Origin of the sequence: Ochrobactrum sp. BTU1 (assembly GCA_018798825.1) — a bacterium.
Taxonomy (GTDB): domain Bacteria; phylum Pseudomonadota; class Alphaproteobacteria; order Rhizobiales; family Rhizobiaceae; genus Brucella.
In genome coordinates this window covers 220,127-239,177 of the sequence record CP076355.1, presented here as the reverse complement: position 1 = coordinate 239,177, position 19,051 = coordinate 220,127, and the positions used below count along the sequence as shown (strand labels likewise).

Here is a 19,051-nt window from a genome sequence, read left to right as displayed (position 1 = left end):
TCGTTCACGATTTCCGGGCCGATGCGAGTGCCCAGGCGAGATAGGGCGCACCGACCAAAGCTGCGAAAAGGCCCAGCGGTAACTCATAGGGGAAGGTCGCATTGCGCGAACCAAGATCGGCAATCACCATCAAAAGCGCGCCCAGCACGGCTGATGCCACGACATGCGACTGAGCCTGATCAAAGCCCATACGGCGCGTCATATGCGGCGCCATCAGCCCCACGAAGCTCAAAGGGCCGACGAGAAGCGATGCGGCGGCACTGGCAATTGCGGCAAGCAGGATCGTCAATATCCGCGCAGACCGCACCGGCAAACCAAGCGAGACTGGAATCGTCTGCCCCAGCGGCAGGATGGTCAACCAGCGAGACGCGAGCAATGCCAGCCCAATCACTGTGAATGTCAGCACGACAAGGAAAAGCGAACTTTCCGGCGTTGCCGTTGCCGATGAACCGCTGAGCCAGGCAAGAATCTGCCACGACCGCTGATCGCCGATCGAGAGGAAGATGCTCAATATGGCAGATGCGAGCGAACCGACCGAAATGCCGGCCAGCAGCAAGCGTGCGGATGAGAGCCTTCTGCGGCTCGCAAAGCTCAATACAACCAGCATGGCAATCAGCGCACCAATGGACGCGCAAAGCAGCAATTGCGCATTATTGGGTGCCGCGAAAATTGTCAGTGCTAAAGCAAAGCCTATGCCTGCTCCGCCACTGACGCCGATTACTTCCGGGCTTGCCAGCGGGTTGCCTGTGAGGCGCTGAAGGACAGCGCCCGCCATTGCAAGCAGACTGCCTGCGGCAGCGGCAGCCAGAAGACGCGGCCAGCGCAAAGGCAGGATATCGCGAAGATTTTCGCCTGTCAGAAGCAACCAGCCTTCCGGCGTGCGCGCAAGCGCAAGAGCGAGAAAAGCGGCGACCAGCAGAGCGATGAGCAGCAAGCCAAGTTTGGCATTTGAAGCACGTCTGAAAACCTGTGCAGATGAGGATTGCTGCGATCCTGTCGAACGCACACGCGGAATGAGCCAGAGCAGCAAAGGCCCGCCGATCAGCGCGGTAACTGCGCCTGTCGGGAAAGTCTCACCCAGATTTGCGCCGAAAACTTGCACCGCTCCGTCGCAGATCCAGAGAAGAACGGCACCAGCAAAAGGTGACGCCAGCAGATTTGAACCCGGCTTTCTGACCCCGAAGCCACGGACGATTGCAGGGGCAGCCAGACCGATAAAACTGACAAGCCCGACACTGGCCGCAACGCCGGCACTCAGCACCACCGCAACAGCCACGACCGCCACACGCAGCCATGCCAGCGGAACACCCAGCGAGCGAGCGCTGCTATCGCCAAGGCCTGCTAGTGTCAGCGGACGGCTCAGCATGACTGCGGCAATGAGGCAGACGAGGAATTGCAAAGCAAGAGCGACTGTCGATGACCAGTCCTGCTGGCTCAGCGAACCGCCGTTCCATGTCACAAGCGACATGAGATACTGGCCTTGCGATAGCGTCATCGCGGCGGAAATCGCACTGCATGTCACACCGATCAGAAGACCGGACACAACCATCGTCACTGGCTCAAGCCGACTGCGCCAGCCAAGCAGAAACACGATTGCGGTCGCAACACCAGCACCCGAAAGCGCCACCGCCCACCGAAACTGGTCAAGCACTGTCGGGAAGAACAGCGTTGCCGTAACGATTGCCAGCTGCGCGCCCGATGACACACCAAGCGTCGATGGATCGGCAATCGGGTTGTTGAGCAAACGCTGCAGCAACGCACCCGCCAGCCCCAGTGCTGCACCGGCAAAAATCGCAACGGAAGCACGCGGAAACAGCGCATAGGCCAGGATGACCTGCTCGGTACTCATGTTTTGCGGATTAAACGGCAGCGAAGGCCATTGCGCAAAAGGCAAAAACGCGTTGGCGTTCCAGAGAAACAGCCCAAGAGCAATCATAATGCCGATTACAGCGCTTGAAATCAGTCCGCCACGGGTCACAGGAATGCCTCGCCGCTTGCCTGCAACGCCCGGCTCAGAAGCCGTGCAAATCGCAATCCGGCGGTCAGTCCGCCATAGGGATTGATGTTACCCACCATATAGACACGGCCGTCGCGGACAGGTTTGAGCGATTGCCAGATCACGCTGTTGCGCAGGCTGTTGCGCGATTCAACTGGAATATCCGAGATGATGATGATGCGCGCATCAGGATTTGCTGCCAGATTTTCCAGCGGAACGGGGGCCGCAAATGTAAAGCGCGAGCGATCCGTCCAAGCGTTTGGCAGACCAAGCCGCTCCAGCACATCACCAAACATGCTGTCATTGCCGAAAGCGCGGAAATGGCGCGCATCGCCAATATTGATGAGGTAGGTCGGGCGCGATGCAAAAGGTTTCAACGTCTCTTTGGTCTCGGCAATAAACTTCGCCTGAGCCTCAATAACACTTGATGCTTTGGCGCTGAGTTCAAGCTTATCGCCCAGCGCCGTTACAGCTTGCAGCGACTTCTCATAGGGCCCCTCGCCGCGCACGTAAAACGGCAACGACATGATCGGCGCTATCGATTTCATCGCCTCTTCATGCCGGGTATAAAAAGGGGAACTCAGGATCAGATCAGGCTTGAGCAGATAAAGCAGCTCGAAATTCGGCGAACCACGCAGACCGAGATCGACAACCGAAGCAGGCAATTGCGGCTCAACCGCATCTTCACGAAACCGGATCAGCTCTGTTGCCGCAATCGGCGTGACACCCAATGCCACCAGACATTCGAGCATGGCCCAATCGATTGCCGCAATACGCGGAAATGGATTGGCGCGTGCCACATTCGGCAAAGCCAAAGCCGCCAGAAGGCCAAGGGCTTTCCGGCGGCTGATTTTAGATGCAGAGACTAACGATCCGCGTTGCGGGCCTGTTACCATGTAAATGTCAGCTTGCTCATATAGGTTCTGCCGTCACCATAGTTACATCCGAAAGAACTGCAACTTGCGACATACTTCTTGTCCGCAATATTCTTGATATTGAGCGACGCCCTGATGTGATCCTTCTGATAGTGGATTGCAGCATCGGCGAGGGTCACGCCATCAAGATCAAGCGTATTCCCTGTATCGCCAAAGCGCTGGCCAAGATAGCGCACACCGCCACCAACGCCAAATCCTTCAAGCACGGAACCTTCTTGGAAGGTGTAATCAAGCCAAAGGCTGGCTGCATGTTCTGGCACGTTCGGCGGACGATTTCCGTCATCCTTGCCGCTTACGATTTCGGCCTTCATATAGGTGTAGGCTGCACGCAGATCGAGGCCTTGGGCAAGGCTGGTCACACCTTCAAGCTCAAGCCCCTTAACCTGAATTTCGCCGATCTGTTCAGTCGTGGAACCGGTTCCGCCCGGCAGCGGAACGCTGATTGGCACATTCTGCTGGCGCAGATCATAAACCGCTGCAGCAAAATAACCATCCCAGCCATTTGGCTGATATTTTACGCCTGCTTCCCACTGCTTGCCGGTCGTTGGCTGCAATACACCTGCGGTTGCCGAAACTGCTACAGGTTCAAACGAAGTCGAATAGCTGACATAAGGCGCGATGCCATTGTCAAACACATAACCAAGGCCTGCACGGCCGGTCAGTTTCTCATCATCCTGATCAAGCGGGCGTGGTGTATTGGTATTGCGATTGGTAGAGGTGCCGCGGGTCGAAGCCCAATCCTGACGCAGAGCGAAAGTCGCGCGCCAGTTTTCATAGGCCAGCTCGTCCTGCGCATAGATACCAACCTGCGTCATGCGGGAATCGACAAGCGTGTTAACGGTCGGCTTCGCGGTCAGGTACTTGATCGGCCCACCATAGACAGGGTTGTAGGCATCCAGTGTGGTCGCACTCCAGAACTGCGTTCCGGCACTATTGTCGAAATAGCGATAGTCGACACCGACAAGAAACTTGTGCTCGACCAGACCTGTATCGAACTCGGCGACCAGATTATTATCGATATTGAACGTGTTCAGGCGTTCGTTCTGAACTGTGGCCGTGCGGTTGATCGTGCGGCCGTCCTTTGCGAGACCGGTCGATGCCATGCCAAGCGCCGTATAATCCCAGCGTTGATTGGTATAACGCGCGTTCTGCCGGAAGGTCCATGTTTCGTTGATGCGATGTTCAAGCTCATAACCGAGATTGACGACATTGCGGCTTGAATCGTCATAGCTTGGATCGCCGACATAGAAGTCGCGTGGCAGGCTGTAATCGGTCGCGTTCAATGTGAGCTGTGCAGGCAAGCCCGAAGGTGAGCTTGGATTGTCATGCTGGAAGCTGGTGAGAATGGTGAGCTTGGTATCTTCATCCGGCTTCCATGTGAAAGCGGGCGCGATGAAATAGCGATCATTGTCGAGATAGTCAGTCTGTGTGCCAGCTTTGCGCACCATGCCCGTCAGGCGATAAGCAAACTGATCACTTTCCGCGACAGGACCGCCAAAATCGAAATAGGTGCCATAGGTGTCATAGCTGCCAGCCTGAACGCCGATCTCGCCGAACTTCTCAAACGTCGGGCGCTTGCTGATCATATTGATCAGGCCACCGGGATTACCCTGACCGAACATCACCGAAGCAGGTCCGCGCACCACTTCGATACGCTCAAGCATATAAGGATCAACCGCCGAGGCACCTGCAGTGCGCATCAGGCGAAGACCGTTTAAGAACTGCACCTGACGGCCATCAAAACCACGGATCAGCGGTGAATCAAAGCGCGGGTCGGAACCATAGGGTTCGGAAACCACACCCGGCGTATAGCCAAGCGCTTGCCCAAGGGTTTGCGCATCCTGCGCTTTCAACTGGTCAGCCGTAATGACCGAAATAGACTGCGGGGTTTCAACCAGCGGTGTGCCGGTCTTGGTCGCGCTGATGCTTGTTCTGGCAACATAGCCTTTGACGGGAGCGGTTGGATCTTCCGAACCGCTATTCACAACAATCGGTGCAAGCACGGTGGGGCTTGCTGTTTCCTGCGCATGTGCTGCAACGATGGCAGCGAAGGTTGTGCCGGAAAGAATGACGACCGATAATGCGTGGCGGTTTCGGGCCAGGATTTTCACTTTGATCCCCTCAAGGTTTAAACTGGACTCCATTAATCATCTTTTCGTAATCTATCCAATAATTCAAGGGCGTATTTTTCATAAGTTTGAGTTATGCTAATCAAAATCGCCATAGTTTTGAATTATTCAAAGAAACAGCCATGCCGGAACAGCGCAGCAAGCTCCTTACGTCCAGATCCTTTGAACTTCGACATTTGCGTTATTTCTGCGCGCTTGTTGAGGAGAAGAACTTTGAACGGGCAGCTGCAAAACTTGGCATTGCCCAACCCGGTCTCAGCCAGCAGATCATGGCGCTGGAAACCATTCTCGGTGCACCTCTTCTTGATCGCTCGCGACGCGCCGTTCAACTGACGCAATCAGGCGAAGTGCTTTATCGCGAGGCAGTCAAAATACTCATGCAGGTCGATGCGACGATGATTGCGGTCAACCGTGCCGGGCGTGGTGAAATTGGCCAGATTTCCATCGGCTATGTCGCCTCTGCTGCCTATTCGGGCGTAGTGTTCGAGACCATTCGCAAGTTCAAGCAGGAATATCCCGACGTTTCGGTCAATCTGGTCGAGATGGAGCTGCGGATGCAATTGACGCGCATTTCCGAAGGGCTCCTCGACATGGGTTTCGTGCGGTGGCCTGCGCTTCTTCTGCCTGGTCTCACCAGCCTAGTGGTGAGAAAGGAGCCGCTTGTTGCAGTTCTCAGCGAAACGCACCCGCTGGCGCATCAAGCTACCATTGAGCTTCCGTCACTCAAGGATGAAATCTTCATCACCCCGCGTCAGCCAGCCGATATCGGATTTCACGGTACAACCATCGAAGCCTGTCACATCGCAGGCTTTGAACCCAACATCAGCGCTCAAGCGCTCGATTTCACCGAAATTGCGAGCCGCGTATCTATCGGGATGGGCGTGGCACTTGCGCCAAAATCGCTAAGTGCTGTGGGCTTGCCCGGCATTCGCTATATCGATGTTGCTGGAATTTCCACCACGTCCGACGTGGCACTGGCTTTTCGTAAAAGCGAGGCATCGCAGGCAGTTAAGAGTTTCATCGCCATGTGCCGACGCATGAATCTCTAAAGATTGCCGTTCTCCAAAATGAAATCCACAACCTCCTGCACACCCTTGCCGCGATGCAGATCAGTAAATCCATAAGGACGCTTGCCACGCATCCGCGCAGCGTCGCCATTCATGATATCGAGATCAACATGAACATATGGCGCAAGATCGCTCTTATTAATCACAAGAAAGTCGGACCGCGTGATGCCCGGCCCGCCCTTGCGCGGTATTTCCTCGCCCTGACAAACGGAAATTACATAAAGCGTCAGATCCGCGAGATCGGGCGAAAATGTTGCTGCAAGATTGTCACCGCCAGATTCGATGAAAACGATATCCAGATCGGGAAACCGCTTGTTCATCTCGGCAATCGCCTGAAGATTGATTGAAGCGTCTTCGCGGATCGCCGTGTGCGGACACCCGCCTGTCTCCACACCCATGATGCGATCTTCAGACAAGGCCTGATGTTTGGCGAGAATGAGCGCATCCTCCCGCGTGTAAATATCGTTTGTGATTACCGCAATGGAATATTTCTCGCGTAAGGCCTTGCAGAGTTTCTCCGTTAAAGTCGTCTTTCCCGAGCCTACGGGGCCACCGATACCAACGCGCAAAGGTCCGTTTTTTTGTGTCATGAGCGGAAAAGCCTCGAATGCTGTGTTTCGTGTTTCATGGCCATGATTTCAGCAAGAAATGTTGCCGAACCAAGGTCATCCAATATGGATTGAGCAGCCCTTGCAGCCGTCGTAACAAGCGTTGGCTCCAAAGCTGCCATCAGGCTTGTAACGCCCGCTTGCCCAGTAACGGAAAGCCGAATGGATGCTTGCAGAAGATTGATGCAAAAAGCCTGTAGATAGGCGCTCAGTGCCAATCCCAGCGGAATGCCGTGCGCGCCGGACACGGCACCCACCGCAACAGGATAAGCACATTCAGACGGCAGGCGTCTGAAAATTACATGATCCCAAGGTTCGGCAGCCACCAAAAATGCAGAGCCTTGCAACATAGTTTCCATGCGCCGTTCGTGGGAACCTGCTAGTGCTGCGCCAAGCTCCGCTACTTCCTGAAGGTCACCACCTGAAACGGCCTTTCGCCAGCTTTCCGCAAACAGGACAGCATCATTCCAGCCTGACCCATACTTGATGAGCGATTGCAGCCACGTTTGCAGTCCCTCAACATCGGTTACCAGACCATCATGAACCGCACGTTCCAGCCCAATGCTATAGCTGAAAGAGCCCACCGGAAAGGCCGGCGAAAGCCAGGCCATCAAGCGCACCAATGCAACGTTCTGATCAGTCGTGATCGTGGTGGTGATCGACATGGTGGTTATGCTGGTGATCGTGTGCTGAATGCGCGCCCGAATAGGCTCCGCGCAATGGCCTGAAGATTGCAACGGTATCAATAACTTTGGCGCCAAGCCCTTCGAGCATCTCCCGAATTACGTGATCTCGCAGAATGAAAATTCGATCCGGTTCAATCTGTGCGGCAAGATGTCTGTTGCCGATGTGCCATGCAAGCTCCGCAATATGGAGTGCATCGCGACCGCGGACCTCATAGAGCGCCTCTAGGGCGGCACGAACTTCGATCTCGCGCCCATCTTCCAGCACCAACCGGTCGCCATGGTCGAGCACTACCGGCTCAGCAAAATCCATAAAGATTTTCTCACCGTCTTCAAGTGCTATGGCTTTGCGGCGCAGATGGCGCTCATCGCGTTCGAGGATTGCATGGCCCGCCGGGACAGCATCAATTACTTCATGAGCGCGGATGATTGACTTTACTTCTATCATTTCAAACCTTTAAAACAGGAAGTAGCGTTGAGCCATCGGAACGACATCCGCTGGCTCGCAAGTCAAAAGCTCACCATTGGCCCGCACTTCGTAGGTTTCCGGGTCGACTTCAATCTGCGGCATGGCATCATTCAAAATCATCGAGCGTTTGCCAATACCACCGCGCGTATTTTTGATCGCAAGCATTCGTTTGTCCACCCCAATCGACTCCCGCAAACCTGCAGCCATCGCGGCTTCAGAAACGAATGTTATCGAGCTGTTAGTGCGCGCCTTGCCGAACGAGCCGAACATAGGCCTGTAATGCATGGGTTGCGGCGTGGGAATGGAAGCATTTGGGTCGCCCATCGGGGCGGTTGCAATCCAGCCGCCAAGCAATACGAAATCTGGCTTTACCCCAAAGAATGCCGGATTCCACAATACCAGATCGGCGCGCTTTCCAACTTCGACCGAACCAATCTCATGCGACATGCCATGCGCAATTGCTGGGTTGATCGTATATTTCGCAACATAGCGACGGGCACGGTAATTATCATTGCCTGGTACATCTTCAGAGAGTGCGCCTCGTTGCCGCTTCATCTTGTCGGCAGTTTGCCAGCAGCGAATAATCATTTCGCCAACACGGCCCATGGCCTGACTGTCTGATGAGATGATAGAGAAAGCACCCATGTCATGCAGAATATCTTCGGCGGCAATCGTTTCCTTGCGGATGCGACTTTCAGCAAAGGCTATGTCTTCCGGGATAGATGGCGACAGGTGATGGCAGACCATCAGCATATCGAGATGTTCGGCCACCGTATTGACCGTATAAGGCCGTGTGGGGTTGGTCGAAGCGGGCAATACGTTCGGATATTGGCAGACGCGTATGATATCGGGGGCGTGCCCGCCACCTGCACCTTCGGTATGAAATGAATGGATCGTGCGCCCTTTGAAAGCAGCAAGCGTATCTTCAACAAAGCCCGATTCATTGAGCGTGTCGGTATGGATTGCCACCTGCACATCAAACCGGTCCGCGACATCAAGGCAATTGTCGATAGAGGCCGGGGTCGTTCCCCAATCTTCATGGAGTTTCAGACCGCAAGCACCAGCAAGCACCATTTCCTCCAGTGCGCCGGGCAAGGATGCATTGCCCTTGCCAAACACGCCGAAATTCATCGCCATGCCGTCAAATGACTGGATCAAACGAGCAATGTTCCACGGTCCCGGAGTGCAGGTGGTAGCAAGGGTACCATGTGCCGGACCGGTGCCGCCACCGACCATACAGGTGACACCAGAGTTCAAAGCTTCTTCCACCTGCTGTGGCGAAATGAAATGGATATGTGAATCAATAGCACCCGCAGTCAGGATACGGCCTTCGCCTGCTATGATCTCCGTGCCGGGGCCGATGATAATCGTTACACCGGGCTGAGTATCAGGATTGCCGGCTTTGCCGATGCCCGCAATACGCCCGTCGAGCAGACCGACATCGGCCTTGTAAATGCCGGTATGATCAAGGATCAGCGCATTGGTGATGACAGTATCCATAGCGCCTTGTGCGCGCGATAGCTGGCTTTGCCCCATACCGTCACGGATAACCTTGCCACCACCGAACTTCACCTCCTCGCCATGGACGGTCATATCTTTTTCGACTTCGATAAACAGCTCCGTATCGGCAAGCCGAACCTTGTCTCCGGTGGTCGGGCCGAACATCTGCGCATATGTGACGCGACTAATTCTGGCTGGCATGGGATTCCCCTTTTTCCTGGATTAGAGCCTGCCCATGACAAGCTGACGGAAGCCATAAATTTCGCGTTTTCCACCAATCGGCACAAGCGTCACATCACGCTCCTGTCCCGGCTCGAAACGAACTGCAGTTCCGGCTGCAATATCGAGCCTGAAACCACGCGCCTGCTCGCGATCAAAAGACAACGCCGCATTGACTTCGTAGAAGTGATAATGGCTTCCCACCTGGATAGGGCGATCGCCGGTATTGGCCACTTTGAGGGTAATGGTCGATTGGCCTTGATTGAGCTCTATGTCGCCATCGGCGGTAATGATTTCTCCGGGTATCATCGCATCACCTCATCCGGCCATCAGCATGAGGCCGCCAAGAGCCGTCGCGCCACCCGTAAAGCGCAGGGCAATTCGCCAGTTTTTCTCCGTCATCATGCGCCCGGCTGTGAGCCCCACGCCAATACCTGCCACATGGAGCAGGATCGTCGCCAGCGTAAATCCAGCACCATAGGAAAGGAAAGCCGCTCCACCAATTTCACCGCCATGGGCATGACCATGGAAGAATGCGAAGAAGCCAACGATCATGGCGCCAACTACATCCGAAACCGGAAGCGCCAAAGCAACAAGAAGGCCAATCACGACCACTGACGCGAGGATAACCGGCTCGACAAACGGTACCGGAAACCCCGCGAGGGCCACAACAAAGCCGAGCAGCATGACACCGACAAAGGCGGCAGGTACAGCAAACAGCGCCCGCCCGCCAAGCATTGCAGCCCATAGACCGACTGCCACCATCGCCAGTATATGATCAGCCCCTGAAAGCGGATGCGTGAAACCCGCCACGAACGAACCATGCTCGGCAGGATTAAGATGCGCGAAGGCAGGGCTTGCTGTGAGAGCCATCGCTGTTGCCGCAAGAAATATCGATTTTTTCATTATCACTCCCTTTATTAAAGTATTTCCGCCAAAAGTGCGAAGCGGATTTGCGTCGGATAATGCGTAAAAACAAACAGTTACAGCGGTTCCAACGATTCATTCTTAACTGAAACCGCTCTATGTCTTCCCGCTTCAGCGAATTGGTTCATGCACGGTGACGAGCTTGGTGCCATCAGGAAAGGTCGCCTCGACCTGAACATCGTGGATCATCTCTGCGACACCTACCATCACCTGCTCACGCGTAATCACATGGGCTCCCGCTTCCATGAGGTGGGCGACGGAGCGCCCATCTCTTGCGCCCTCAACAACGAAATCGCTGATCAGAGCAATCGCTTCCGGATGATTGAGCTTCACACCGCGTTCCAATCGGCGGCGGGCGACCATGGCGGCCATAGCGATTAGGAGTTTATCTTTTTCTCTTGGCGTTAAATTCATGATCCTGTTCCAAATCGTCCTGCATAAAACCTGAGCTCACGCCGGATTTAAATTGACCAAACTTTAGGCAATTGTGCCTTTCCATTAAGCAACGTCAGCAGAGGTACCAACCGCTTGCGGAGCGAATAGCTGTCCGACGTCATAAGCCGGATCAGAAGCTTCGCCACGCCTGCGGTCTCGGTGATGCTGCATCCCCCATCCTCACCCACAATCTGCCGGGCTTTATCGAGATGGCGTGCTATTTGCTTCCCAATCATCAGGATTGTCGCTATCGCCACAGCACCATCGGTTACAGCGCGGCTGTTCAATTGCGCGGCCACGTCGGGGCCAATGCTGAACTCTTCAGCGTGAACCAGCCGATCTCCAACCCGCACCCGCCAGCGATCTCGAAACTGCGCTTGCTCGACCCTTTCTCCCATTGCAAGCCGCCCGAAAACCGTTGTTTCCACCAGCAGCAGTTCAGCACTTGCAGCCATTTCAATCTCCAGCCTGCGCAATAGCGCAGATTGGTTGAACAGAATGGTTTCCTGTGGGAGCCATGCAAAACGTGTGCCGTCTGCAAGCTTGATACTTGTGGTGATGCGAGCCTCATCATCGCTCGCGCGGTAGATACGTTCGCAGGCTTGGCTCGTGATGATAGCTGACGTGTTTTTGGCCAGTTCCATCTGCCAATTCAGGCGATCACCGCCAGTTAAACCGCCCGATGTATTTATGAGGATAGCCTCAAGAGGATCAGTTGCAGCTCGTGGCATACGGATCTTTGCAGCGCCCTCCTGATAAAGCTTTGCAATTCGGGTACGGCCATCCTTGAACTGAAGCGATAATCGCCCAATTCCGTTAACGCGCTGTGATGAAAGCGCCCTCAGATGCTGGTTTGCTGCCGTCATATTCCCGATCATGCTTTCGCTTTGTCGTAGTTGAGGAAGCGAATTTCATGCCAAGAGAACTGGCCAGGGGGACGACATGTTATATTACTGCGGCTCCAGCTAGATTGGTTCGTTGGAGCCGCAGTAACTGTTTGTTTTATAGATCATCCAACACAAAACCGCTTCGCACTTTTGTTGGAATTGCTATAAACAAAAACCCCGCTTCACATTTGAAAGCGGGGTTCTCTTGGTACCGGATGTCGGTCTGACTTATTCCGGCTTGATCGTCTTGAGCAGATCGGCAATCGAAACTTCGACCGTTGGGCGGATATCCTTACGCCACAGGGCAAAAGCCACGTTTGCTTCGATGAAGCCCGACTTCGAGCCACAGTCGAATGTCCGGCCATGGTAATCGAAGCCGAAGAACTTCTGCTGGTCTGCAAGTTTGAGCATGGCGTCGGTCAGCTGGATTTCATTGCCAGCACCCTTTTCCTGCTTGCTTAGCAGTTCAAAGATTTCCGGCTGAAGAATGTAGCGGCCATTGATATAGAGATTTGAAGGTGCGGTGCCCTTGGCTGGCTTTTCAACCATCTGGTTGATCTCAAAACCGTTGCCAATCGCATTGCCCTTGCCGACGATGCCGTACTTATGGGCTTCTTCAGGATCGCATTCCTGCACGGCAATCACATTGCCGCCGGTTTGTTCATAAAGCTCGACCATTTCCTTGAGGCAGCCCTTCTTCGACTGCATGACCATATCTGGCAAAAGCAGTGCAAAAGGTTCATCGCCGACCAGTTCGCGTGCACACCAGACCGCATGGCCAAGACCGAGTGGAACCTGCTGACGGGTGAAGCTGGTGGTGCCTGGCTGCGGCTGCAATTCCTGCAGATGCTCAAGCTCAGCCTTCTTACCGCGTTCGGCAAGCGTGGAATAAAGCTCAACCTGTGCGTCGAAATAGTCTTCGATGACAGCCTTGTTGCGTCCGGTGACGAAAATCAGATGTTCGATACCGGCCTCGCGGGCCTCGTCTACCACATACTGGATGACTGGCTTGTCGACTACGGTAAGCATTTCCTTGGGGATGGACTTTGTCGCGGGAAGAAAGCGGGTCCCAAGACCGGCGACCGGGAAAACTGCCTTACGGATTTTGCGGATCGAACTCATTCGTCTCCTCGATTTGTTACAAACAGCGTTGTGCTATCAAAGCATTGAAACCATTGCATTTCAAATAGGGCGTTTTCATTAAGGAATGACGAAATTCCGTCTTTTTCCTTATCACATTCGATGACCTGACCTTAATCTTACTTGATTCAAATATTTCATAAAAGTTCAGGCAATTTTTTTCGTAAATCGCGCCATGGTAAACCAAATGCTAACCTGAAGCCTATAATTCTAAGCCTCATCAGGGTCGGCCCCAAATTCAACACTGGATAGTATTAGCGACTTAATGCAATCTAACTGAAACAGGCTCGGCATGAAAGGCAACTCGCCGTTAGGCACGGCAAAATATGATTGCAGAAGGGAAACACAGAATGCTGCGATTTCCATTCACTCTGGGACGAGGAATGCGCGCCAAGATTACAGCAACCGTTGCGGTGGCAATGCTTGCATCTGGGCTGACGACTGGCAGCGCTTTCGCTGATGCCAATTTCAGAAAATGGGTTTCCAGTTTCCGCACCACGGCTGTTCAGAATGGCGTATCGCCATCGACATTTGACCGCGCGTTTCGAGGCGTCGATTCGCCCGATCCGGAAGTACTGCGCAAAGCGCGCTTTCAGCCGGAGTTCAACGAGCCTGTCTGGAACTACATCGACAACCGCGTGAATGAGCATTCCGTGGCTGTGGGCCAGAGCATGGCGAAAAAATGGGGCCCATGGCTCCAGCGCATCGAACAGCGCTTCTCAGTTGATCGCAATATCCTGCTGGCCATCTGGTCGATGGAGAGCAATTACGGCGAAATCCTCAAGCGCGACGATGTCATGATGGACACGATCCGCTCGCTGGCGACGCTGGCCTATGCAGATCAGCGTCGCGCCAAGTTCGGCCGCACGCAGCTGATCGCCGCAATGAAAATTCTCCAGACCGGTGATATCGACCGCGGACATCTGACCGGCTCTTGGGCAGGCGCGATGGGTCATACCCAGTTCATCCCGACCAGCTACCAGGCCTATGCTGTCGACATGGACGGCAATGGCAAGCGCGATATCTGGAATTCGGTTCCCGATGCTCTTGGCACCGCCGCAAACCTTTTGCATCGCAATGGCTGGCAGCCGGGTCGTACTTGGGGTTATGAAGTTCAGCTTCCAGCTGGGCGAAAGTTCCCATCCGGCTCACTTTCGGCTGCTGAATGGCAGAAGCTCGGCGTGGTTCGCGCCAATGGCCGTCCATTCCCAGATGCCAATGAAAAGGTCACTTTGAAAGTTCTGGACGGTCGTGAGGGGCCAGCCTTCCTGATGGCTAAGAACTTCTCCGTCATCAAACGCTATAACAATGCCGATAAATATGCACTCGCCGTTGGCCTGCTTGCAGATCGCATTGGTGGTTATCAGGGTTTGCGCCAGGATTGGAACCGTCCTTTCACGCCAATCACCATGAATGAACGTGAAGAATTGCAGACGCATCTTAAGGCGCTTGGCTATTACGACGGCAAGATCGACGGCAAGATCGGTTCAACTTCGCGCAAAGCGATTGAAGCATTCCAGCAGCGCAATGGCTTGCAGCCAGACGGCCATCCAAGCGCGGAGGTGCTTTCGGTTCTCCGCCGCCGTTAAAAGCCGCTTAAAAGGAATGGAGCGTGCATCTGATGTACGCTCCTTTTTCTTTTTGGCGATGGGCGCTACAATTCTGGAAGCAGGAAGGTAAGAACTATGCAGACAAAGCAGTTCAAAAACACGGCTTTCAGCGTTTTAGCAACTAAGCTTGTTGCCTTCGCGATTGTTCTCTCCGCCTTGTCATCTGCATCGGCACAGGAGCGTCCACGTACGATTTTCGACCTGCTGTTCGGCCCCAAAAAGGCACAGCCACAGCAGCAATATGAGCAGCCAAAACCACAACGTGTGCGCCCGGCCAAACCCAAGCGCGCGCAAAAAGCAACACCCGTTGCCCGCTCAACACCCGCACCTGCCCCGCAGCCCGAAGTCAATTTCGTTGAAAAGAAGCCGGATGCCAAAAAGGTTCTCGTGGTGGGTGACTTCATCGGCAATGGTCTTGCGGAAGGTCTCGACGTTGCCTTTGCAACCAATCCGGATTTGCGGATCGTCAGCCGTATCAACGGCTCGTCAGGCTTTGTCCGCGACGACCATTTTGATTGGCCTGCCAGCATCGGCAAGATACTTGAAGAAGAAAAGCCTGCCGCTGTCGTCGTGATGATCGGTTCAAACGACCGACAGGCGATCACCGCAAAAGGGCAAAGTCTTGCGGCTCGCTCGCCCGAATGGACGGCGGAATACCAAACCCGCGTTTCCAAGTTCATGAAGGAAATCAAGGATAAGAACTATCCTCTAATATGGGTTGGCCAGCCACCGTTTCGGCCACGCGGCATGTCGCAAGATATGCTTGCGCTCAACGAAATCTATCGCACCGCATCCGAAAAGGCGGGGGCGAGATTTATTGATGTTTGGGACGGTTTTATCGACGAAGAAGGCAATTTCAGCCAGACCGGCTTCGACATCAACGGTCAGACAGCGCGTCTGCGCGGTAATGATGGGATCAACACCACCACTGCCGGCAAACGCAAACTCGCTTTCTACGCAGAGAAGCCTCTAAAGGCGCTTTTCGGCGACATTCGCGACAATGAGCAATTGTTGCCCACCGCCGGAAAACAGGACCCTGCCAAGCCTGTTGATCGCATTGCGCCGGTGAGTCTGCGCGACATTGACCGCGACAATAGCGGCGTCTTGCTGGGCGGAACGCTGGCATCGCGCAAAAAGGAAGAGAAAAAGCCATCAGCAGAGCGAAAAACTGCTCCTGGCCGGGCAGATGACTTCAGTTGGCCGCAAAAAAGCGTAAATCCCTGATACTTAAACATAATAATGGCGGAGCAGGCCAACTTTTACTGAAAGTGTGGTGAAATATGCGGCATTTCTTCGCCTAATTGCTATATTTCTCTTAGTTCACATTACAGATTTCCTCGTCTATCAGAAGCCTGTTGTCCGTTCCGGGCATGATTTTGAGGGTGCGTCCCCGACGCGGCCGCAATGCATAAGAGGCATCTGAATGAATATTGCATCGAAGCCTCCCGTTGAGAACAACCGGGAGGAGGAACCCCATCTTGCACGCAATCTGTCCAATCGACATCTCCAGCTGATCGCCATTGGTGGCGCAATCGGCACGGGCCTTTTCATGGGTTCGGGCAAGACCATCTCGCTCGCGGGACCATCCATTCTGCTGGTCTATGCGATCATCGGCTTCATGCTGTTCTTCGTGATGCGTGCGCTGGGTGAAATCCTGCTGTCCAATCTCGAATATCGCTCATTCGCTGATTTCGCAGGCGACTATCTCGGCCCATGGGCACAGTTCTTCACTGGCTGGACCTACTGGCTTTGCTGGATTGTAACCGGCATTGCCGATGTGGTGGCAGTTTCGGGCTATGTATCGTTCTGGTATCCGGAACTGGCTCTGTGGATTCCGGCGCTTGGCCTGATCGGCGTGTTGCTGCTGCTGAACCTGCCAAACGTGCGCAACTTCGGTGAAATCGAATTCTGGTTTGCGCTGATCAAGATCGTTGCAATTGTCGCGCTTATTCTGGCTGGCGCTTATATGCTGATCACGAATTTCACGCTGCCAAATGGCACGCAGGCTTCGGTCACGCATCTGTGGGCGAATGGCGGGTTCTTCCCGAACGGCTTCTTCGGCTTTGTGGCAGGCTTCCAGATCGCGGTTTTCGCTTTCGTGGGTATCGAGCTGGTTGGTACGGCTGCGGCTGAAACCGAAAACCCGACGCGTAATCTGCCAAAGGCAATCAATTCGATCCCGATCCGTGTCGTGCTTTTCTATGTTGGTGCGCTGTTCGTGATTATCACGGTCATTCCGTGGGATCAGGTCGATCCAAACTCCAGCCCGTTCGTGGCCATGTTCTCGCTGGCAGGACTTGGCATTGCCGCCCATGTCGTCAACTTCGTGGTGCTGACTTCGGCAACGTCGAGCGCCAATTCCGGCATCTACTCGACCTCGCGCATGATTTATGGTCTGGCAACATCGCGCCTAGCACCGCAGACACTCGGCAAGCTTAACAGCCGCAAGGTGCCGGTGAATGCCCTGTTCTTCTCCTGCATCTTCCTGCTTGCAGGCGTTGTGCTACTTTATGCAGGCCAGAGCATCATTGAAGCTTTTACTATCGTCACGACGATTTCAGCGCTTCTCTTCATCTTCATCTGGTCGATCATTCTTGCGTCTTATCTTCAGTATCGCCGCAAGCGTCCTGATCTGCATGAAAAGTCGACCTTCAAGCTGCCGGGCGGACGCGCTTCAGTCGTCATGGTCTTTACCTTCTTTGCCTTCATTCTCTGGGCGCTGGCACAGGAACAGGACACGGCAGCGGCACTCAAAGTAACACCGATCTGGTTTGTGTTCTTAGGCATTGTCTATCTGGCAATCCGCAAGAATCGTCAGCAGAGCTAACGCGCATTCCGAAAAGTGGAAACCGGTTTTCGGACCAAAATGCGCGTACAAAAAAGTAACTAAAAAGCCCGGCTTAAAGCCGGGCTTTTTATTGAGACGAAGTTTTAATTACCGCGGCAATACGGACGATCCCATCAGATCCGCATCAATTGCGTGGGCTGCCTGACGGCCTTCACGAATTGCCCAGACAACCAGCGACTGACCACGGCGCACATCGCCTGCTGCATAGAGCTTATCGACATTGGTGCGATAGTCTTGCTCATTGGCCTTCACGGAAGTCCCACCGCGACGATCCGTTGCGATTTCGAGCTTATCGCCAAGTTCCTTCACCACGCTGTCTTCACCCGGACCGAAGAAGCCGATGGCGATGAAAGCAAGATCCGCCTTGATGAAAAACTCAGAGCCAGCAATCGGCTTGCGCTTTTCATCAACCTGGCAGCACTTCACATGAGTGAGCTTGCCGTCTTCGCCGATGAATTCAAGCGTTGCCACCTGAAACTCGCGATTAGCACCTTCAGCCTGACTGGAAGACGTACGCATCTTGGTTGCCCAATAAGGCCAGACGCTCAGCTTGTCTTCTCTTTCAGGCGGCTGCGGGCGAATATCGAGCTGCGTGACATTGACCGCGCCCTGACGGAAAGCCGTGCCAACGCAGTCAGAAGCCGTATCACCACCGCCGACAACGACGATATGCTTGCCACCTGCAAGGATTGGCGCTTCATGCCAGGCGACCGATTCAATGCTTTCGCGGCCAACACGACGGTTCTGCTGAACGAGGTAAGGCATGGCATCATGCACGCCTTCAAGGTCTGCACCCGGAATACCGGCTGGACGCGGCTTTTCGGAGCCGCCCGAATAAAGCACCGCATCATAGGTATCGAGCAGACCGCGCAGCGGCTTGTCGACGCCAATATTTACGCCGCAAAGGAAGCGGACGCCCTCACCTTCCATCTGCGTGACGCGACGGTCGATCAGGTGCTTTTCCATCTTGAAGTCAGGAATGCCATAACGCAGCAGACCACCCGGACGGCTTTCGCGTTCATAGACATCGACCATGTGCCCAGCGCGTGCCAGCTGCTGTGCGGCAGCAAGACCTGCCGGGCCAGAACCGATGATCGCAACTGACTTGCCGGTCTTCTGCGCTGCTGGCTGCGGAACGATATAACCAAGCTCATAGGCCTTGTCGCCCAGCGCCTGTTCAACGGTCTTGATCGCAACTGGCGCATCTTCAAGGTTCAGCGTGCAGGCTTCCTCGCAAGGCGCCGGACAAACACGACCCGTGAATTCCGGGAAGTTGTTGGTCAGATGCAGGTTGCGGATCGCCTGATCCCAGTTGTTGTTATAGACGAGATCGTTCCAGTCAGGGATCTGATTATGCACAGGGCAGCCCGTTGGACCGTGGCAGAACGGGATGCCGCAATCCATGCAGCGTGCCGCCTGCTTCTGCACTTCACCATCCGTCATGGGAAGCGTGAATTCGCGGAAGTGACGAATGCGATCGGATGCTGGCTGGTACTTTGCTACCTGCCGATCAACCTCAAGAAAACCAGTAACCTTACCCATTATTCCATGCTCCTATCGCGGTGCTATTCGCCATTTCAGGCGCACAAGCACCGCGT

General features: G+C 54.4%; 17 protein-coding genes. 4 read left to right on the top strand and 13 right to left on the bottom strand.

The features are described from left to right. Positions 1 to 4: 4 nt before the first annotated feature. Genes fhuB through KMS41_12375 form a run of 3 tightly spaced genes read right to left on the bottom strand, consistent with a single transcriptional unit; the run spans position 5 to position 5,075 of the window. Positions 5 to 1,978: a Fe(3+)-hydroxamate ABC transporter permease FhuB gene (gene fhuB, locus KMS41_12385; protein ID QWK79732.1), complete on the bottom strand. Its 1,974-nt coding sequence runs from the start codon at positions 1,976 to 1,978 to the stop codon at positions 5 to 7. Beyond that, a complete protein-coding gene (locus KMS41_12380) occupies positions 1,975 to 2,892 on the bottom strand; it encodes an iron-siderophore ABC transporter substrate-binding protein (GenBank protein QWK79731.1) in 918 nt (305 codons plus the stop codon). Before KMS41_12380 ends, fhuB begins: the two co-directional genes overlap by 4 nt. Beyond that, the gene (locus KMS41_12375) at positions 2,886 to 5,075 is read right to left on the bottom strand and encodes a TonB-dependent siderophore receptor (GenBank protein ID QWK79730.1); all 2,190 of its coding nucleotides are present in this window, start codon (positions 5,073 to 5,075) and stop codon (positions 2,886 to 2,888) included. Before KMS41_12375 ends, KMS41_12380 begins: the two co-directional genes overlap by 7 nt. 107 nt (positions 5,076 to 5,182) lie before the next feature. On the opposite strand from KMS41_12375, the gene KMS41_12370 reads away from it, so the two are divergent. Next, complete coding sequence (locus KMS41_12370; GenBank protein ID QWK79729.1) at positions 5,183 to 6,109, top strand: LysR family transcriptional regulator; 927 nt, start codon at positions 5,183 to 5,185, stop codon at positions 6,107 to 6,109. On the opposite strand, the gene ureG is transcribed toward KMS41_12370, so the two are convergent. From ureG to galU, 9 genes are all read right to left on the bottom strand, one after another. Then, entirely contained in the window at positions 6,106 to 6,717 is a 612-nt protein-coding gene (ureG, locus tag KMS41_12365) for an urease accessory protein UreG (protein ID QWK79728.1), read from the bottom strand. The genes KMS41_12370 and ureG overlap by 4 nt on opposite strands. After that, positions 6,714 to 7,400, bottom strand: coding sequence for an urease accessory protein UreF (locus tag KMS41_12360; protein QWK79727.1), 687 nt, complete (start codon positions 7,398 to 7,400; stop codon positions 6,714 to 6,716). Before KMS41_12360 ends, ureG begins: the two co-directional genes overlap by 4 nt. Then, positions 7,372 to 7,866 carry an urease accessory protein UreE gene (gene ureE / locus KMS41_12355; GenBank protein ID QWK79726.1) on the bottom strand — a complete coding sequence of 165 codons (495 nt, stop codon included), beginning with the start codon at positions 7,864 to 7,866 and terminating at the stop codon, positions 7,372 to 7,374. The genes KMS41_12360 and ureE overlap by 29 nt, the downstream gene beginning before the upstream one ends. Before the next feature lie 9 nt (positions 7,867 to 7,875). Further along, positions 7,876 to 9,588 (bottom strand): urease subunit alpha, encoded by a 1,713-nt coding sequence (ureC, locus tag KMS41_12350; protein ID QWK79725.1) that lies wholly within the window; start codon positions 9,586 to 9,588, stop codon positions 7,876 to 7,878. Positions 9,589 to 9,609: 21 nt separating this feature from the next. Next, entirely contained in the window at positions 9,610 to 9,915 is a 306-nt protein-coding gene (locus KMS41_12345) for an urease subunit beta (GenBank protein QWK79724.1), read from the bottom strand. 9 nt (positions 9,916 to 9,924) lie between these two features. Continuing rightward, entirely contained in the window at positions 9,925 to 10,512 is a 588-nt protein-coding gene (locus tag KMS41_12340) for a HupE/UreJ family protein (GenBank protein ID QWK79723.1), read from the bottom strand. 132 nt (positions 10,513 to 10,644) lie between these two features. After that, positions 10,645 to 10,947 carry an urease subunit gamma gene (locus tag KMS41_12335; GenBank protein QWK79722.1) on the bottom strand — a complete coding sequence of 101 codons (303 nt, stop codon included), beginning with the start codon at positions 10,945 to 10,947 and terminating at the stop codon, positions 10,645 to 10,647. A 47-nt stretch (positions 10,948 to 10,994) separates the two neighbouring features. Then, complete coding sequence (locus tag KMS41_12330) at positions 10,995 to 11,834, bottom strand: urease accessory protein UreD (protein ID QWK79721.1); 840 nt, start codon at positions 11,832 to 11,834, stop codon at positions 10,995 to 10,997. A gap of 249 nt (positions 11,835 to 12,083) precedes the next feature. Then, complete coding sequence (gene galU / locus KMS41_12325; protein ID QWK79720.1) at positions 12,084 to 12,977, bottom strand: UTP--glucose-1-phosphate uridylyltransferase GalU; 894 nt, start codon at positions 12,975 to 12,977, stop codon at positions 12,084 to 12,086. A 368-nt stretch (positions 12,978 to 13,345) separates the two neighbouring features. Here galU and KMS41_12320 point away from each other — a divergent pair, with 368 nt between their 5' ends. From KMS41_12320 to KMS41_12310, 3 genes are all read left to right on the top strand, one after another. Beyond that, entirely contained in the window at positions 13,346 to 14,584 is a 1,239-nt protein-coding gene (locus KMS41_12320) for a lytic murein transglycosylase (protein ID QWK79719.1), read from the top strand. A gap of 96 nt (positions 14,585 to 14,680) precedes the next feature. Further along, positions 14,681 to 15,829 carry a DUF459 domain-containing protein gene (locus KMS41_12315; protein ID QWK79718.1) on the top strand — a complete coding sequence of 383 codons (1,149 nt, stop codon included), beginning with the start codon at positions 14,681 to 14,683 and terminating at the stop codon, positions 15,827 to 15,829. 199 nt (positions 15,830 to 16,028) lie between these two features. Further along, positions 16,029 to 17,432 carry an amino acid permease gene (locus KMS41_12310; GenBank protein ID QWK79717.1) on the top strand — a complete coding sequence of 468 codons (1,404 nt, stop codon included), beginning with the start codon at positions 16,029 to 16,031 and terminating at the stop codon, positions 17,430 to 17,432. 108 nt (positions 17,433 to 17,540) lie between these two features. Here KMS41_12310 and KMS41_12305 read toward each other — a convergent pair whose 3' ends face one another. Next, positions 17,541 to 18,995: a glutamate synthase subunit beta gene (locus KMS41_12305; GenBank protein QWK79716.1), complete on the bottom strand. Its 1,455-nt coding sequence runs from the start codon at positions 18,993 to 18,995 to the stop codon at positions 17,541 to 17,543. Positions 18,996 to 19,051 lie beyond the last annotated feature (56 nt).

Bases quoted from the DNA above. Each gene is read 5' to 3' on its own strand.
- KMS41_12370 (QWK79729.1), top strand. From the start codon at position 5,183: ATGCCGGAACAGCGCAGCAAGCTCCTTACGTCCAGATCCTTTGAACTT.
- KMS41_12345 (QWK79724.1), bottom strand. From the start codon at position 9,915: ATGATACCCGGAGAAATCATTACCGCCGATGGCGACATAGAGCTCAAT.
- KMS41_12330 (QWK79721.1), bottom strand. From the start codon at position 11,834: ATGACGGCAGCAAACCAGCATCTGAGGGCGCTTTCATCACAGCGCGTT.
- KMS41_12340 (QWK79723.1), bottom strand. From the start codon at position 10,512: ATGAAAAAATCGATATTTCTTGCGGCAACAGCGATGGCTCTCACAGCA.
- ureE (QWK79726.1), bottom strand. From the start codon at position 7,866: ATGATAGAAGTAAAGTCAATCATCCGCGCTCATGAAGTAATTGATGCT.
- KMS41_12335 (QWK79722.1), bottom strand. From the start codon at position 10,947: ATGAATTTAACGCCAAGAGAAAAAGATAAACTCCTAATCGCTATGGCC.
- ureC (QWK79725.1), bottom strand. From the start codon at position 9,588: ATGCCAGCCAGAATTAGTCGCGTCACATATGCGCAGATGTTCGGCCCG.
- KMS41_12320 (QWK79719.1), top strand. From the start codon at position 13,346: ATGCTGCGATTTCCATTCACTCTGGGACGAGGAATGCGCGCCAAGATT.
- galU (QWK79720.1), bottom strand. From the start codon at position 12,977: ATGAGTTCGATCCGCAAAATCCGTAAGGCAGTTTTCCCGGTCGCCGGT.
- ureG (QWK79728.1), bottom strand. From the start codon at position 6,717: ATGACACAAAAAAACGGACCTTTGCGCGTTGGTATCGGTGGCCCCGTA.
- KMS41_12360 (QWK79727.1), bottom strand. From the start codon at position 7,400: ATGTCGATCACCACCACGATCACGACTGATCAGAACGTTGCATTGGTG.
- KMS41_12310 (QWK79717.1), top strand. From the start codon at position 16,029: ATGAATATTGCATCGAAGCCTCCCGTTGAGAACAACCGGGAGGAGGAA.
- KMS41_12375 (QWK79730.1), bottom strand. From the start codon at position 5,075: ATGGAGTCCAGTTTAAACCTTGAGGGGATCAAAGTGAAAATCCTGGCC.
- KMS41_12315 (QWK79718.1), top strand. From the start codon at position 14,681: ATGCAGACAAAGCAGTTCAAAAACACGGCTTTCAGCGTTTTAGCAACT.
- KMS41_12380 (QWK79731.1), bottom strand. From the start codon at position 2,892: ATGGTAACAGGCCCGCAACGCGGATCGTTAGTCTCTGCATCTAAAATC.
- KMS41_12305 (QWK79716.1), bottom strand. From the start codon at position 18,995: ATGGGTAAGGTTACTGGTTTTCTTGAGGTTGATCGGCAGGTAGCAAAG.